The organism is Microlunatus sagamiharensis, assembly GCF_900105785.1.
GTDB lineage: Bacteria > Actinomycetota > Actinomycetes > Propionibacteriales > Propionibacteriaceae > Microlunatus > Microlunatus sagamiharensis.
Map to the genome: position 1 here is coordinate 438,080 of NZ_LT629799.1, position 12,681 is coordinate 450,760.

The 12,681-nt window shown below is 74.1% G+C and carries 16 protein-coding genes; 10 read left to right on the forward strand and 6 right to left on the reverse strand.

Translation table 11 applies throughout. From position 1 onward, the window contains the following. The first annotated feature begins 16 nt into the window (after window positions 1-16). From BLU42_RS01960 to BLU42_RS01975, 4 genes are all read left to right on the forward strand, one after another. Window positions 17-313 (forward strand): DUF1905 domain-containing protein, encoded by a 297-nt coding sequence (locus BLU42_RS01960; RefSeq protein WP_091072930.1) that lies wholly within the window; start codon window positions 17-19, stop codon window positions 311-313. Between the two features lie 43 nt (window positions 314-356). Beyond that, window positions 357-782: a ChaB family protein gene (locus tag BLU42_RS01965; protein WP_091072932.1), complete on the forward strand. Its 426-nt coding sequence runs from the start codon at window positions 357-359 to the stop codon at window positions 780-782. A gap of 119 nt (window positions 783-901) precedes the next feature. After that, window positions 902-1,498: a methylated-DNA--[protein]-cysteine S-methyltransferase gene (locus tag BLU42_RS01970; RefSeq protein ID WP_091072935.1), complete on the forward strand. Its 597-nt coding sequence runs from the start codon at window positions 902-904 to the stop codon at window positions 1,496-1,498. Further along, entirely contained in the window at window positions 1,495-2,094 is a 600-nt protein-coding gene (locus BLU42_RS01975) for a methylated-DNA--[protein]-cysteine S-methyltransferase (protein ID WP_091072938.1), read from the forward strand. Before BLU42_RS01970 ends, BLU42_RS01975 begins: the two co-directional genes overlap by 4 nt. Window positions 2,095-2,169: 75 nt before the next feature. Here BLU42_RS01975 and BLU42_RS01980 read toward each other — a convergent pair whose 3' ends face one another. The 3 genes from BLU42_RS01980 to BLU42_RS01990 all read right to left on the reverse strand — a co-directional run bounded on the left by BLU42_RS01980 (window position 2,170) and on the right by BLU42_RS01990 (window position 5,073). Then, complete coding sequence (locus BLU42_RS01980) at window positions 2,170-2,988, reverse strand: SDR family oxidoreductase (RefSeq protein WP_091072940.1); 819 nt, start codon at window positions 2,986-2,988, stop codon at window positions 2,170-2,172. A gap of 240 nt (window positions 2,989-3,228) precedes the next feature. Further along, the gene (locus BLU42_RS01985) at window positions 3,229-3,693 is read right to left on the reverse strand and encodes a DUF5666 domain-containing protein (RefSeq protein WP_091072943.1); all 465 of its coding nucleotides are present in this window, start codon (window positions 3,691-3,693) and stop codon (window positions 3,229-3,231) included. Between the two features lie 168 nt (window positions 3,694-3,861). Next, on the reverse strand, window positions 3,862-5,073 hold the full coding sequence (locus BLU42_RS01990; RefSeq protein ID WP_407940262.1) for a multidrug effflux MFS transporter: 1,212 nt from the start codon (window positions 5,071-5,073) through the stop codon (window positions 3,862-3,864). A 258-nt stretch (window positions 5,074-5,331) separates the two neighbouring features. Between BLU42_RS01990 and BLU42_RS01995 the strand changes: the two genes are divergently transcribed. Further along, on the forward strand, window positions 5,332-6,552 hold the full coding sequence (locus BLU42_RS01995) for an Nramp family divalent metal transporter (protein WP_331715270.1): 1,221 nt from the start codon (window positions 5,332-5,334) through the stop codon (window positions 6,550-6,552). A 24-nt stretch (window positions 6,553-6,576) separates the two neighbouring features. Here BLU42_RS01995 and BLU42_RS02000 read toward each other — a convergent pair whose 3' ends face one another. From BLU42_RS02000 to BLU42_RS02010, 3 genes are read right to left on the reverse strand one after another with little or no spacing between them, the layout of a single operon-like run. Then, window positions 6,577-7,221, reverse strand: a complete 645-nt coding sequence (locus BLU42_RS02000; protein WP_091072946.1) for a Maf family protein — start codon at window positions 7,219-7,221, stop codon at window positions 6,577-6,579. A 23-nt stretch (window positions 7,222-7,244) separates the two neighbouring features. After that, entirely contained in the window at window positions 7,245-7,475 is a 231-nt protein-coding gene (locus BLU42_RS02005) for an acyl-CoA carboxylase subunit epsilon (protein ID WP_157719721.1), read from the reverse strand. After that, window positions 7,472-9,070 (reverse strand): acyl-CoA carboxylase subunit beta, encoded by a 1,599-nt coding sequence (locus BLU42_RS02010; RefSeq protein WP_091072948.1) that lies wholly within the window; start codon window positions 9,068-9,070, stop codon window positions 7,472-7,474. Before BLU42_RS02010 ends, BLU42_RS02005 begins: the two co-directional genes overlap by 4 nt. 45 nt (window positions 9,071-9,115) lie before the next feature. Here BLU42_RS02010 and BLU42_RS02015 point away from each other — a divergent pair, with 45 nt between their 5' ends. The 5 genes from BLU42_RS02015 (at window position 9,116) to BLU42_RS02035 (ending at window position 12,680) form a co-directional block, all read left to right on the forward strand. Beyond that, a complete protein-coding gene (locus tag BLU42_RS02015) occupies window positions 9,116-9,943 on the forward strand; it encodes a biotin--[acetyl-CoA-carboxylase] ligase (protein ID WP_091072950.1) in 828 nt (275 codons plus the stop codon). 240 nt (window positions 9,944-10,183) lie between these two features. After that, window positions 10,184-10,696 (forward strand): PH domain-containing protein, encoded by a 513-nt coding sequence (locus tag BLU42_RS02020; protein ID WP_157719722.1) that lies wholly within the window; start codon window positions 10,184-10,186, stop codon window positions 10,694-10,696. After that, complete coding sequence (locus BLU42_RS02025) at window positions 10,693-11,142, forward strand: GtrA family protein (RefSeq protein ID WP_269458009.1); 450 nt, start codon at window positions 10,693-10,695, stop codon at window positions 11,140-11,142. Before BLU42_RS02020 ends, BLU42_RS02025 begins: the two co-directional genes overlap by 4 nt. 73 nt (window positions 11,143-11,215) lie before the next feature. After that, a complete protein-coding gene (locus BLU42_RS02030; RefSeq protein WP_091072956.1) occupies window positions 11,216-12,160 on the forward strand; it encodes an NADP-dependent oxidoreductase in 945 nt (314 codons plus the stop codon). A gap of 16 nt (window positions 12,161-12,176) precedes the next feature. After that, a complete protein-coding gene (locus BLU42_RS02035) occupies window positions 12,177-12,680 on the forward strand; it encodes a GNAT family N-acetyltransferase (RefSeq protein ID WP_197680582.1) in 504 nt (167 codons plus the stop codon). Window position 12,681 lies beyond the last annotated feature (1 nt).

The following is a 12,681-nucleotide window of genomic DNA, read 5'->3' on the forward strand; positions in this document are numbered from 1 at the left end:
GGGCCATCCTGGCGGGATGGACCGGGAGTTCGAGGGCGTGCTCTTCGAGTGGCGCGGACCGGCGCCGTTCCACTTCGTCGCGGTGCCCGAGGACGTGGCCGACGACCTCCGGGAGATCGCGCCGCTCGTCAGCTACGGCTGGGGCATGGTGCCGGCGCGGGTGAGCACCGGCTCGAGCAGCTGGGAGACCGCGCTCTGGCCCAAGGACGGCGGCTACGTCGTGCCGGTCCGGGACCGCTTCCGACGCGCGGAGCGCCTGGAGGTCGGCCGGCCCGTCACCCTGCGCGTCGAGGTCGGGCCCGGCGGGCCCTGACGGCCGCGGTGCCAGACTGGGCCCGACGAGCCGAGGAGGGCAGATGCCGGAGAAGGGCAGCGAGGCCGAGCGCATCGAGGAGGAGCGGCTCCCGAGCACGCTGGAGCGCTCCGACCAGAAGGCCAGGGACACCTACGCCGAGACGCTGGCGTCGGCGGAGGAGCAGTACGGCGACGGCCAGCGGGCGCACCGCACCGCATGGGCGGCGGTCAAGCACACGCACGAGAAGGTCGGCGACCACTGGGAGCCCAAGGACGAGAACGGGCCCTCCGACGCCAAGGCGGCCGGCGGCCTCGACACCGACGCCGAGACCAAGGGCGGGGTGGACGCGAACGCCACCAAGGAGCACCTCTACGAGCTGGCGCAGAAGGCCGACATCGAGGGCCGCTCGACGATGAGCAAGGACGAGCTCGTGGACGCCCTGCAGAAGGCCAACGACCGGGCCACCGCGAAGGCTCGCCAGGGCTGAGGGCGGCCCCGGCCGGTGTGACCCAGGTCATAGCAGGTCCGACCTCACGTCTCGCGTCCCCGGCGCGTCTACGGGGTGACAGGTACCGGGACGCGGTGCCGCACGTGAGGAGCTGACCGATGACCGGCACGACCACGCTCGAACCCGCCTTGACGACGCCCGCCCCGGCCACACCGCCGCGCCGGCACGCCGTGCTGAGCACGGCGGTCGGGGAGCTGACGCTGGTGGCCGAGGGCGACGGCCTGGTGGGCGTCTACTTCGCCGAGCACCACCCGGCACCGGACCGCGACGGCTTCGGCGCGACCGTCGACCCCGCGGGCGACGCGGTCCTGGCGGCGGCGGCGCAGCAGCTGGGCGACTACGTCGACGGCCGACGGGACTCCTTCGACCTGCCGCTGCGGCCGGCCGGCAGCGAGCGGGCCCGTCAGGTGTGGGAGCTCGTGGCCGCGGTGCCGCGCGGCAGCACCACCACGTACGCGGCGCTCGGCCGGACCGTGGGCATCGGCCCGCGGGTCGCCGGCCAGCTCGTCGCCCGCAACCCGCTGTGCGTCGTCGTGCCGTGCCACCGGGTCGTCGCGTCCGACGGCCGGCTGACCGGGTACGCCGGGGGCGTCGACCGCAAGCAGGCGCTGCTGCGGCTCGAGGGGGCCCTGGCCGAGGGGGCGACGGTGGTCCCGAAGGCCCCGCGGCCGCCCGAGGGGTCGGACCCGGCGTGAGCGAGCGCGCGGCCGAGGCGTTCGACCCGACCGGCAGCCACCTCGAGCGACTGCTCGGACGGCTGGTCGACGAGGCCGACCGCCGGGACGGGGTCGATGTCGGCTACCGCACCGTCGACGGCCCGGTGGGCCCGCTGCTCCTGGCCGCGACACCGGCCGGTCTGGTCCGGGTGGCCTTCGCCAGCGAGGGCGAGGACGCGGTGCTCCAGGAGCTGGCCGACCGGGTCAGCCCGCGGGTGCTGCCGCTTCCCGCCCGCCTCGACGAGACGGCCCGGGAGCTGGACGAGTACTTCGCCGGCCGGCGTCACCGCTTCGACGTCGCACTCGACTGGCAGCTCTCCGGCGGTTACCGCCGCGAGGTGCTCTCCCACCTCGCGGTGGACGTCGAGTACGGACGGACGACCTCGTATGCCGGGCTGGCGGCGATGACGGGCAGCCCACGGGCCGTCCGGGCCGTCGGCACAGCCTGCGCGACCAATCCCATCCCGGTCGTCGTCCCCTGCCACCGGGTGGTGCGCTCGGACGGGTCGATGGGCCGCTACCGCGGGGGTGAGGAGGCCAAGCACGTCCTGCTCGAGCTCGAGGGAGCGCGGTGAGGCCGCCCGCCCGCGGCGGACGGCCTCACCGGGGTGCTCCGGCCGACGGACCGGGCGGAGCGGGGTGAGCTGGGCTCAGCCCTGCGCCTCGAGGGCGACGGGCTGCCACTCGTTCCAGGTCGCGAGGCGGGACTCGTAGTCCTTGGTCGCGATGCCGAGCGGGGCCTCGCCGAAGAAGACGCGCAGCGGCGGCTGCTCCGCGTCGACCACCTTGAGCAGGGCGCGGGCCGAGGCCTGCGGGTCGCCCGGGGTCTGGCCACCACGACGGGCGCGGCCGGCCTCGCGGGCCTTCTCATACGCCGGGTTCTCCTCGCTGTGCTTGGCCGACGGGCCGGACCAGTCGGTGGAGAAGCCGCCGGGCTCGACGAGCGTCACGTGGATACCGAGGGGGGCGACCTCCTGGGCGAGCGACTGGCTGATGCCCTCGAGCGCCCACTTGGAGGCGTGGTAGGCGCCGATGCCCGGGAAGGCGCTGATCCCGCCGATGGAGGAGACCTGGATGATGTGGCCCGAGCCCTGCTCGCGGAGGTAGGGCAGGGCGGCCTGGGTGACCCACACGGCGCCGAAGAGGTTGGTCTCGAGCTGGCCGCGGAGCTCGTCCTCGCTCAGCTCCTCGACCATGCCGAAGTGGCCGTAGCCCGCGTTGTTGATGACGACGTCGAGCCGTCCGAAGTGGTCGTGCGCCTGGGCGACCGCAGCCCGGTCGGCCTGGCGGTCGGTGACGTCGAGCTGCAGCGGCAGCAGGGCGTCGCCGTACTTGGCGACGAGGTCGTCGAGGGTGGAGGTGTCGCGGGCGGTCGCGGCGACGCGGTCGCCGCGCTCGAGGGCTGCGATGCTCCACTCGCGGCCGAAGCCGCGGGAGGCGCCGGTGATGAACCAGACCTTGTCGGTCATGTGCGTGTCCTTCCGTCGTGGGGCGGAGCGCGTGCGGCTCCGCCGACCACTGCGACAACCCGGTCACCCGGGCCTTTATGCCCGTCTGAGCGAGCATGGCCCGAGGTGACCGGGTCGTCGTGGCGGGCCTGGAGCCCTGCCGTGCGCCCCCGCGCGGCTGGTTCGCGGCTGGTCCGACCGGCCCGACCGGCCCGACCGGCCCGTCGTCCCCCGACGGCGACGACCGGTCGGACCAGGTCGCTACTTCGTGCGGTCGGCTATCCGCGTGGCCGTGACGGTGCTGCCGTCCTTGACGGCGACGACGCGGACCTTGTCGCCCTTCTTGACGTCGCCGATCGCGGCCTGCTCCTTGGCCTGGCGGACCTTGGTCTTCGCGTCGACCACGTAGGTGGCGGAGTAGCCGTCCTTGCTCTCGACGCTGATCGCGGTGGCGCTCACCGAGCTGACCGTGCCCCGCTGGAAGTCGACGACCTTGTGCTTCTTGCCGCCGAGGGTGACCTCGCCGTGCAGGGCCCGCCGGGTGAGGTCGCCCTTGGCGTGCTTGCCGGCCTTGTCCGGCTTGGCGGTCGCGCCGGGCGTGGCGCTCGCGCTCGCGCCCGGGGACGGGCTGGTGGTGGGGTCGGCCGACGCCACCCCGATCCCGACCACGCCGGCGAGGGCGACGGTCGAGAGGGCGGTGGCGAGGATGACGACGGGCTTCTTCATGGGTGTCCTCCGGCTCGGGCGAGGCGACCGACGCCCCGCGACCTCCGCCAGTCTCGGAGCGGGGCGGCGCCCGTCACGACCTCCCGGCCGGATGCTTCAGCAAGGCTTCAGGCGCGCCCCGACGCCCCCTCGAGGAGTGAGGACCTCGGGGTCCTCGGCGAAGGCGGCTCAGGCCGGCGTCTGCGGGGGCGTGATCTCGTCCGGCTCGACCAGGCGCGAGCGGTGGATCGCCGGGACCGCGACCGCGAAGAAGGTCGCCGTGGCGACCACGCTGCACGCCACGGCGACGATCCCGAGCGGCACGGCGGTGTCCTCGCCCGCGAGGCCGACGAGGGGCGCCACGACGGCGCCCATCACGTACTGCCCGAGGCCCAGCAGCGACGAGGCGGCGCCGGCCCGGTCGGGGTAGTCGGCCAGCGCCAGCGCGGTCGAGGTCGGGAAGACCAGGCCGAGGGCGCTCACCATGACGAACAGCGAGCCGAGCAGGAAGGGCAGGCCCAGCCCGACTAGCACGGTGACGGCCAGCCCGGCGCTGCCGAGCAGGTTGAGCAGCAGCCCGAGCGCCATGACCCGGTGCGGGCTCCAGCGGTGCGCGAGCCGGGCGCCGACCTGGCCGAAGACCATGATCCCGAGCGCGTTGGCCCCGAAGGCGAAGGAGAACTGCTGGGCCGAGAGCCCGAAGAGCCGCTGCAGGACGAAGGTCGCGCCGGCGATGTAGGCGAACATCGACGCCCCGGCGAAGCCGGCCGCGAGGACGACGGCGACGAAGAGCCGGTCCTTCAGCAGCGTGCCGAAGCTGCGCAGCGTGTCGCCCACGCCTCCGGCCCGGCGCCGCTCGGGCGGCAGCGACTCCGGCACGCCGAAGACGCCGGCGGCGAGCAGCACCACGCCGAAGGCGGCGAGGACGAGGAAGATCCCGCGCCAGCTCACGACCAGGGCGAGCTGGCCGCCGATCACCGGCGCCAGGATCGGCGCGAGACCGTTCACCAGGATCAGCCGGGAGAAGATGATCACCAGCCGGCGGCCGGAGTAGAGGTCACGGGCGACGGCCCGGGCGATGACGATGCCGGCCGCGCCGGCCAGCCCCTGCACGAGCCGCAGCGCGACCAGCGCCTCGATCGTCGGGGCGAAGGCGCACGCGGCGGAGGCCAGCAGGTAGACCGCCAGCCCCACGACCAGCGGCTTGCGGCGACCGAACTGGTCCGACAGCGGCCCGGCCACCAGCTGGCCGACGGCCAGCCCGAGCAGGCAGGCGGTGATCGACAGCTGGGCCGCCGAGGTGGAGGAGCGCAGGTCGGTGGCCAGCGCGGGCAGCGCGGGCAGGTAGAGGTCGAGCGAGATCGGCCCGAACATCGACAGCATGCCCAGCACGACCACCAGGCGGACGGTGGAGGCCGAACCACCCCTCGGCTCCGAAGGAGACGAGGACGCACCCTCCGGCTCTGCGCGAGCGGGGCGGGGACGGGTGGTGTCGGAGGGCACGGGTCACCGTAACCGGGCCCGACGCCGCCGGCCCGCGCGTCTCCCGGGCCCCCACGACGGGGGCGCGTGGTGGTTACCCTCTCGTCCGCGGGACGGGTGGGCAGCGCGAGAACGGGCTGTGTGGGAACGACGAGGGCCGGGAGCGAACGGGTGCTGGTGCAGCGGGAGCGGATCGAGCGGCTCCGTGCGGGCTCGCGCCTGCTCGGACCCGCGTTCGTCGCCGCGGTCGCGTACGTCGACCCGGGCAACGTCGCCACCAACACGGCCGCGGGCGCCAGGTACGGCTACCTGCTGCTGTGGGTGCTCGTGGGCGCGACGCTCATGGCCGGGCTCGTGCAGTACCTCTCGGCCAAGGTCGGGTGGCTGACCGGACGTTCGCTGCCGGCCCTGGTCGCCGAGCGGAACCCGACCTGGTCGCGCCGGGCCTACTGGGTGCAGGCCGAGGTCGTCGCCGTGGCGACCGACCTGGCCGAGATCGTCGGCGGCTCGCTCGCGCTCGACCTGCTCTTCGGGGTGCCCGTGGTCGCCGGGGCGTTCATCACCACCGCGGTCAGCACCACGCTCCTGCTCCTGCAGAGCCGTCGGCGGCAGAAGACCTTCGAGCGCGTGGTGACGGGCATGCTCGCGGTGGTCGCCGTCGGCTTCCTCGCGGGGCTGTTCCTCGACCCGCCGGACCCGGTCGGCGCCCTCAGCGGCCTGCTGCCGCGGCTGGACGGGGCCGACAGCGCGCTCCTCGCGGTCGGGATGCTCGGCGCCACCGTCATGCCGCACGCCGTCTACCTGCACTCCGCGCTCGTCGGCGACCGTCACGGGCGCGCCACCGGCGCCGACGCCCGGCAGGTGCTGCGGGGCGTCCGGCTCGACGTGGTCCTCGCGATGGTGTTCGCCGGCGCCGTGAACATCGGCATGCTGCTCGTGGCGGCGTCCACGCTGTCCGGCCTCCCGGTCGCCGACCTGCCCGACGCGGTGGCGGGGATCGGCGAGCGGCTCGGCCCGGCGGTCGCCACGCTCTTCGCCCTCGGGCTGCTGGCCTCCGGGCTCGCGTCGACCTCGGTGGGGGGCTACGCCGGGGCGGTCATCACCGAGGGCCTGCTGCAGCGCCGCATCCCGCTGCTGGTCCGCCGGCTGATGACCGCCGGACCGGCGCTGGTCCTGCTCGCCGTCGGGCTCGACCCGACCGAGCTGCTCATCGGCTCGCAGGTCGTGCTGTCCTTCGGGATCCCCTTCGCGCTCGTGCCGCTGGTCCGCATCGCGGCCGACGCCCGACTGATGCGCCTGGCTCCGACCGGTCGCCGCACGATCGCCGTGGCCTGGCTGGTCGTCGGGATCGTCGTGGCCCTCAACGCGAGCCTGGTCGTCCTGACCGTCCTCGGCTGACCCGGGGAGGGCCCGCAGCAGGGCCTAGGGGGTGGACGTGGTCCAGAGGTCGCTCCAGCGGACGCCGAGTGAGCGGAGCACGGTGCGGAGCAGCGGCAGGCTGATGCCGACGACGTTGTGGTGGTCGCCCTCGATCCGCTCGACGAACGCGCCGCCGAGGCCGTCGACGGTGAACGAGCCGGCCACCTCGAGCGGCTCGCCGGTCGCCACGTAGGCGGCGACCTCGTCGTCGTCGAGGTCGGCGAAGTGCACGGTGGTCGAGCCGACCTCGGCCCGCACCAGCCGCTCGCCACGGGCGTGCACGAGCACGTGGTGCCCGGTGTGGAGGACGCCGCTGCGCCCGCGCATCCGGCCCCAGCGCTCGACCGCCGAGGCGGGGTCGTGGGGCTTGCCGTACGCCTGCCCGTCCAGCTCGAGCATCGAGTCGCAGCCGACGAGCACGGTCACGCGGTCGTCGAGGACCAGCGTCGCGTCGACCGCCTCGGCCTTGAGCCGGGCCAGCTCGGCGACCAGGGCCGCCGGCTGCTCGGCCGTCACACCGGACTCGTCGACCCCGGACACGACGACCTCGGGGTCCAGGCCGGCTGCCCGCAGGGTCGCCAGCCGCGCCGGGGAGGCGGAGGCGAGGACCAGGCGCACGCGGTCGGCGACCACGTCGGTGGCGCTCATGGGGATGCTCCTCGGTGGGGTGTTCAACCTCGGGCCGACAGGCGCCAGGCGTCGGGCCCGGGCCGGCCCAGGGTGCGGCCGCCGCGGGCCGACGCCGCCCAGGCGCTCGGGCCCTGCCGGGGCGGTGCAGGCTCCTCGACCGGGCGCGTCCGGGCCGCGAGCACCACGCTCAGCGCGGCCAGCTCGACGTCGGTCGGCGTGCCGCGCACGACGCGGAACAGCGGCTCCGGCGCCACGTCCTCGGTGTCGCTCACAGGGGGATGTTCCCGTGCTTCTTCGGCGGCAGCGTCTCGCGCTTGTTGCGCAGCAGCCGCAGCACCCGGGTGATCTCGGCGCGCGTCTCGTGCGGCGCGATGACCGCGTCGACGTAGCCGCGCTCGGCGGCGACGTAGGGGTTCGCGAGCTCGTCGTCGTAGGCGGTGATCAGCTCCTGGCGCCGCGCGTCCGCGTCCGGGTGGTCCTTGAGCTCGCGGCGGTAGAGGATGTTCACCGCGCCCTGCGCGCCCATCACCGCGATCTGCGCGGTCGGCCAGGCGAGGTTGAAGTCCGCGCCGAGGTGCTTGGAGCCCATGACGTCGTACGCGCCGCCGTACGCCTTGCGGGTGATCACCGTGACGAGCGGGACGGTCGCCTCGGCGTAGGCGTAGATCAGCTTGGCGCCGCGGCGGATGATGCCCTGCCACTCCTGGTCGGTGCCGGGCAGGAAGCCGGGCACGTCGACGAAGGTGACGACGGGGACGTTGAAGGCGTCGCAGGTCCGGACGAACCGCGCCGCCTTCTCTGAGGCGTCGATGTCGAGGCAGCCGGCGAAGTGCTGCGGCTGGTTGGCCACGACCCCGACCGAGCGGCCGTCGATCCGACCGAACCCCACGAGGATGTTCGGCGCGAAGAGCTCCTGCACCTCGAGGAAGTCGCCGTCGTCGAGCACGTGGGCGATGACCTCGTGCATGTCGTACGGCTGGTTGGGCGAGTCCGGCACGAGGGTGTCGAGCTCGCGGTCCTCCTCGGACACGACGAGCTCGTTCTCCACCTCGTAGGAGGGCGGGTCCTCCATGTTGTTCTGCGGGAGGAACGACAGCAGCGCCTTGACGTAGGCGATCGCGTCCTCCTCGTCGGAGGCGAGGTAGTGCGCGTTGCCCGACTTGGTGTTGTGCGTGCGACCGCCGCCCAGATCCTCCATGCTGACGTCCTCGCCGGTGACGGTCTTGATCACGTCCGGGCCGGTGATGAACATCTGCGAGGTCTGGTCGACCATCACGACGAAGTCGGTGAGCGCGGGGGAGTAGACGTGCCCGCCGGCGGCCGCCCCCATGATCAGCGAGATCTGCGGGATGACGCCCGAGGCGTGGGTGTTGCGGCGGAAGATCTCGCCGTAGAGCCCGAGGCTGACCACGCCCTCCTGGATGCGCGCGCCGCCGCCCTCGTTGAGCCCGATCAGCGGGCAGCCGGTCTTGAGGGCGAAGTCGATGATCTTGACGATCTTCTCGCCGTAGACCTGCCCGAGGCTGCCGCCGAAGATCGTCACGTCCTGGCTGAACACGCAGACCGGGCGGCCGTCGACCGTGCCGAAGCCGGTGACCACGCCGTCGCCGTACGGCCGGCGCTTCTCCATGCCGAAGGCGGTCGAGCGGTGCCGGGCGAACTCGTCGAGCTCGGTGAAGGAGCCCGGGTCGAGCAGCAGCTCGACGCGCTCGCGCGCGGTCAGCTTGCCCTTGGCGTGCTGCTTCTCGACCGCGGCCGCGGAACCGGCGTGGACGGCCTCGTCGATCCGGGCGTCCAGGTCGGCGAGCTTGCCGGCCGTGGTGTGGATGTTCGGGGCGCCCTGGGCGGCGTCGACGTCGAGACTCACAGCAGGGAACCCTAGCCCTCGTCGCGCCTGCCCTAGGGTTCGGACGTGCCCGACGCCGACCCGATCGACCGTCCGACGCTCGCCTCGGACCTGCTCACCTCGGACGGGCTCTGGCGACGGCTCGACCTGGTGGCGTCCACCGGGTCGACCAACGCCGACCTGGCCGCGGCGGCCCGCGACGGGGCGCCGGGCGGGACCGTGCTGGTCGCCGACCACCAGTCGTCCGGCCGCGGACGCCTCGGGCGCACCTGGACCGCGCCGCCCGGCAGCGGCGTCGCGATCTCGGTGCTGCTGCGCCCCGAGGTGGCGCTCGACCGCTGGACGTGGCTGCCCCTGCTCGCCGGCGTCGCCGTCAGCGACGCGCTGCGCCAGACCGCCGGCCTGCCCGCCGACGTCAAGTGGCCCAACGACGTCCTGATCGGTGACCGGAAGGTCTGCGGCGTCCTCGCCGAGCGAATCGAGACGCCCGACGGGCCGGCCGTCGTGCTCGGCATGGGCGTCAACGTCCACCTCGGCGCCGACGAGCTGCCCGTGCCGACCGCCACCTCGGTCGACCTCGCCCGCGCCGAGCTCGGCGTGGCCGGCGTCCCGGTGTCGCGGACCGCGGTCACCTCGAGCGTGCTGCGCTGCCTCGAGCGCGACCTGCGCCGCTGGGAGGAGGTCGCCGCCCTCGGCTCCGAGGGTGGCGACGGCATCGCCCTCGCCTACCGCGAGCGCTGCTCGACGCTCGGCCGGAAGGTTCGCGTGACGCTGTCCGACGGGAGCGTGCTCGAGGGCACGGCCCGCGACGTGGACGCGTACGGACGCCTCCTCCTCGACACGGGCGACGGCTCCCACGTCCTCGGGGCCGGGGACGTCGTGCACCTGCGCTGACGCTCGCTGTCGAACAGCATGAGGAACGCTCCCTGACCCTGTCAGGGAGCGTCTTCCGGGCCCTTCGACAAGCTCAGGGAGCGTCTTCCGGGCCCTTCGACACGCTCAGGGAGCGTCTTCCGGGCCCTTCGACACGCTCAGGGAGCGTGCTCCAGCCGTGCGCCGAGCTCAGGGAGCGTTCGGGGTGGACGCGACCTGAGTCTGATCTTCGGGGCGGCCCGCTGTGCCACCATGGCTGGCGTGGGCCTGCCGTCGCGGATGCTGGGCGCCGACGAGTACGAGGTCCTGCACACGCGGACCCACGCCAAGGCGCTCGTCGGCCCTGCGCTCGCGCTCATCGGCACCGGGGCGCTGGTCGGCGCCGGCACCGCGATCGTCCCGTCCGACTACCGCCCGTACGGCCAGTTCGTGGTCCTCGTGCTCGCGGCCGCGCTCGCGGGCTGGGCGTGCGTACGGCCCTTCCTGCACTGGTGGACGACGACCTACTCCCTGACGAACCGCCGTCTGGTCATGGGCACCGGCGTGCTCAAGAAGGTGCGCGTCGACCTGCCGCTGTGGCGGATCACCGACCTCTCGGTCGAGCGCAGCCTGTCGGACCGGGTGATCGGGTGCGGGACGCTGGTCGCGCGGACGGCGGGGGAGGGTTCGGTGTCGCTGCGCGACGTACCCGAGGTCCAGCACGTGCAGCGCGCGGTCGCCGAGCAGCTGTTCGGCGAGCTGCACGACGCGCCGCACGAGGGAGCCGTCCGGTGAGCCCGCTGCCGCAGCCGGTCGAGCTGCCGGTCGACGAGCGCACCTCGGCCCTGCCCCTGCGGACCCAGCTGGTGCGGTTCGTGCTGACGGGCGGGCTGTCGGCCGTCGTGGACTTCGGGCTGCTGGTCCTGCTCATGCACCTGGGTCTCGGCCACACCGCCGCCAAGGCCCTCTCCTTCGTCGCCGGGACGACGACGGCGTACCTGATCAACCGCCGCTGGACCTTCCGGGCGGAGCCGTCGCGCAAGCGGTTCCTCGCGGTGGTCGTGCTCTACGCCCTCACCTTCGCCCTCCAGGTGGGCCTCTTTTCCGTGCTCTTCGACGCCCTCAGCACGCGAGGCCTCGCGCTGACCGTCGTCCAGGTCGTCGGATTCGTCGTCGCGCAGGGGGTGGCGACCACGGTGAACTTCGTCGTCCAGCGCGGGGTGATCTTCAAGATCAGGTGAGCCTCGTCGCACCTGCGCCCGGACGGGAACAACGCGGGTCCAAGCGCCTTGAACCAGTCATGAGAGCAGTGGAGTGACCGAGTTCGGCGGGCCCGAGGCCCTGCACCTGGTCGACGTTCCGGAGGTGCACGCGGGTCCGGGCGAGGTCCGGCTCGCGGTGCGCACCGCGGCCGTGAACCCGACCGACACGCACGGCCGCAACGGCGACTACGCCCGAATGGCCGGCGGCGAGCCGGAGATGCCGTGGATCGTCGGCATGGACGTGGCCGGGGTCGTCGACGAGGTCGGGCCCGACGGCGACGGACGCCTCGCCGAGGGCGACCGCGTGATGGCGATCGTGGTCCCGTCCGGCAGCCACGGCGGCTACCGCGAGCAGGTCGTGCTGCCGGCCGCGTCCGTCGTCCCGGTCCCCGCCGGCGTGGACTTCCCGGCGGCCTCGTCGCTGCCGATGAACGGGCTCACCGCACGGCTGGCGCTCGACCGGATGGAGCTGCAGCGCGGCGACGTCCTCGCGGTCACGGGCGCGGCCGGCTCCTTCGGCGGCTACGTGGTCCAGCTGGCGAAGGCCGACGGGCTCACCGTCGTCGCCGACGCGAGCGAGCTCGACACCGGGCTCGTCACCTCGCTCGGCGCCGACGTCGTGCTGCCCCGCGGCGAGGGCTTCGCGGCCGCGGTGCGCGAGCGGTACCCGGACGGCGTCGACGGCCTGGCCGACGGCTCCGTCCAGGGCGCGCAGGTGCTCCCCGCCGTCCGTGACGGCGGGGTGGTGACGACCGTGCGCGGCTACCAGGGCGAGGACGCCGACCACGAGCTGGCCCGGGGCGTCCGGGTGCTGCCGGTCTTCGTGCGCGACTACGGGCAGAACACCGAGGCTCTCGACCGGCTCCGCGCGCAGGCCGAGGACGGAACCGTCACCCTGCGCGTCGCCGACGTGCTCCCCGCGGCCGACGCCGCCGAGGCCCACCGACGGCTCGAGGCCGGCGGCGTCCGCGGCCGGCTCGTCCTCTCCTTCGGCTGAGACCGAGGCTGAGCCGGTGCCCGCCCCCGTGCCCCTCGAGGTCGTCGCGCTCACGCCCGACGACTGGGCGCGGTGGCGGACGCTGCGGCTCGCCGCGCTCGCGGAGGCGCCGTACGCCTTCGGCTCGACGCTCGCCGGCACCCTCGCCGACGACGGTGAGGCGTACTGGCGGGCGCGGCTGACCACGGTCCCGCACAACCTGGTGGTGGTCCTCGCCGGGCAGGACGCCGGCATGGTCAGCCTCGTCGCACCCGACCCGGCGGACGGGTCGCCCGAGCTGATCTCGATGTGGGTCTCGCCTCACGCGCGGGGGACGGGGGCGGCCGACGCCGCCGTCGAGGCGGTGCTGGCCGTGGCCGACGGCGAGCACCCGGGGCGTCCGGTCACGCTGTCGGTGTTCGCCGACAACGCCGCGGCGACCCGGTTGTACCGGCGCCACGGGTTCGTGGACGCGGGCCCGTCGCCCGACGACGACCGCGAGCGGCGGATGGTCCGGCTCCCCACCGCCTCGGCCCGATAAC

Coding starts and splice junctions, on each gene's coding strand:
- BLU42_RS01960 (WP_091072930.1), top strand. CDS start 17: ATGGACCGGGAGTTCGAGGGCGTGCTCTTCGAGTGGCGCGGACCGGCG.
- BLU42_RS01965 (WP_091072932.1), top strand. CDS start 357: ATGCCGGAGAAGGGCAGCGAGGCCGAGCGCATCGAGGAGGAGCGGCTC.
- BLU42_RS01970 (WP_091072935.1), top strand. CDS start 902: ATGACCGGCACGACCACGCTCGAACCCGCCTTGACGACGCCCGCCCCG.
- BLU42_RS01980 (WP_091072940.1), bottom strand. CDS start 2,988: ATGACCGACAAGGTCTGGTTCATCACCGGCGCCTCCCGCGGCTTCGGC.
- BLU42_RS01985 (WP_091072943.1), bottom strand. CDS start 3,693: ATGAAGAAGCCCGTCGTCATCCTCGCCACCGCCCTCTCGACCGTCGCC.
- BLU42_RS02000 (WP_091072946.1), bottom strand. CDS start 7,221: ATGAGCGCCACCGACGTGGTCGCCGACCGCGTGCGCCTGGTCCTCGCC.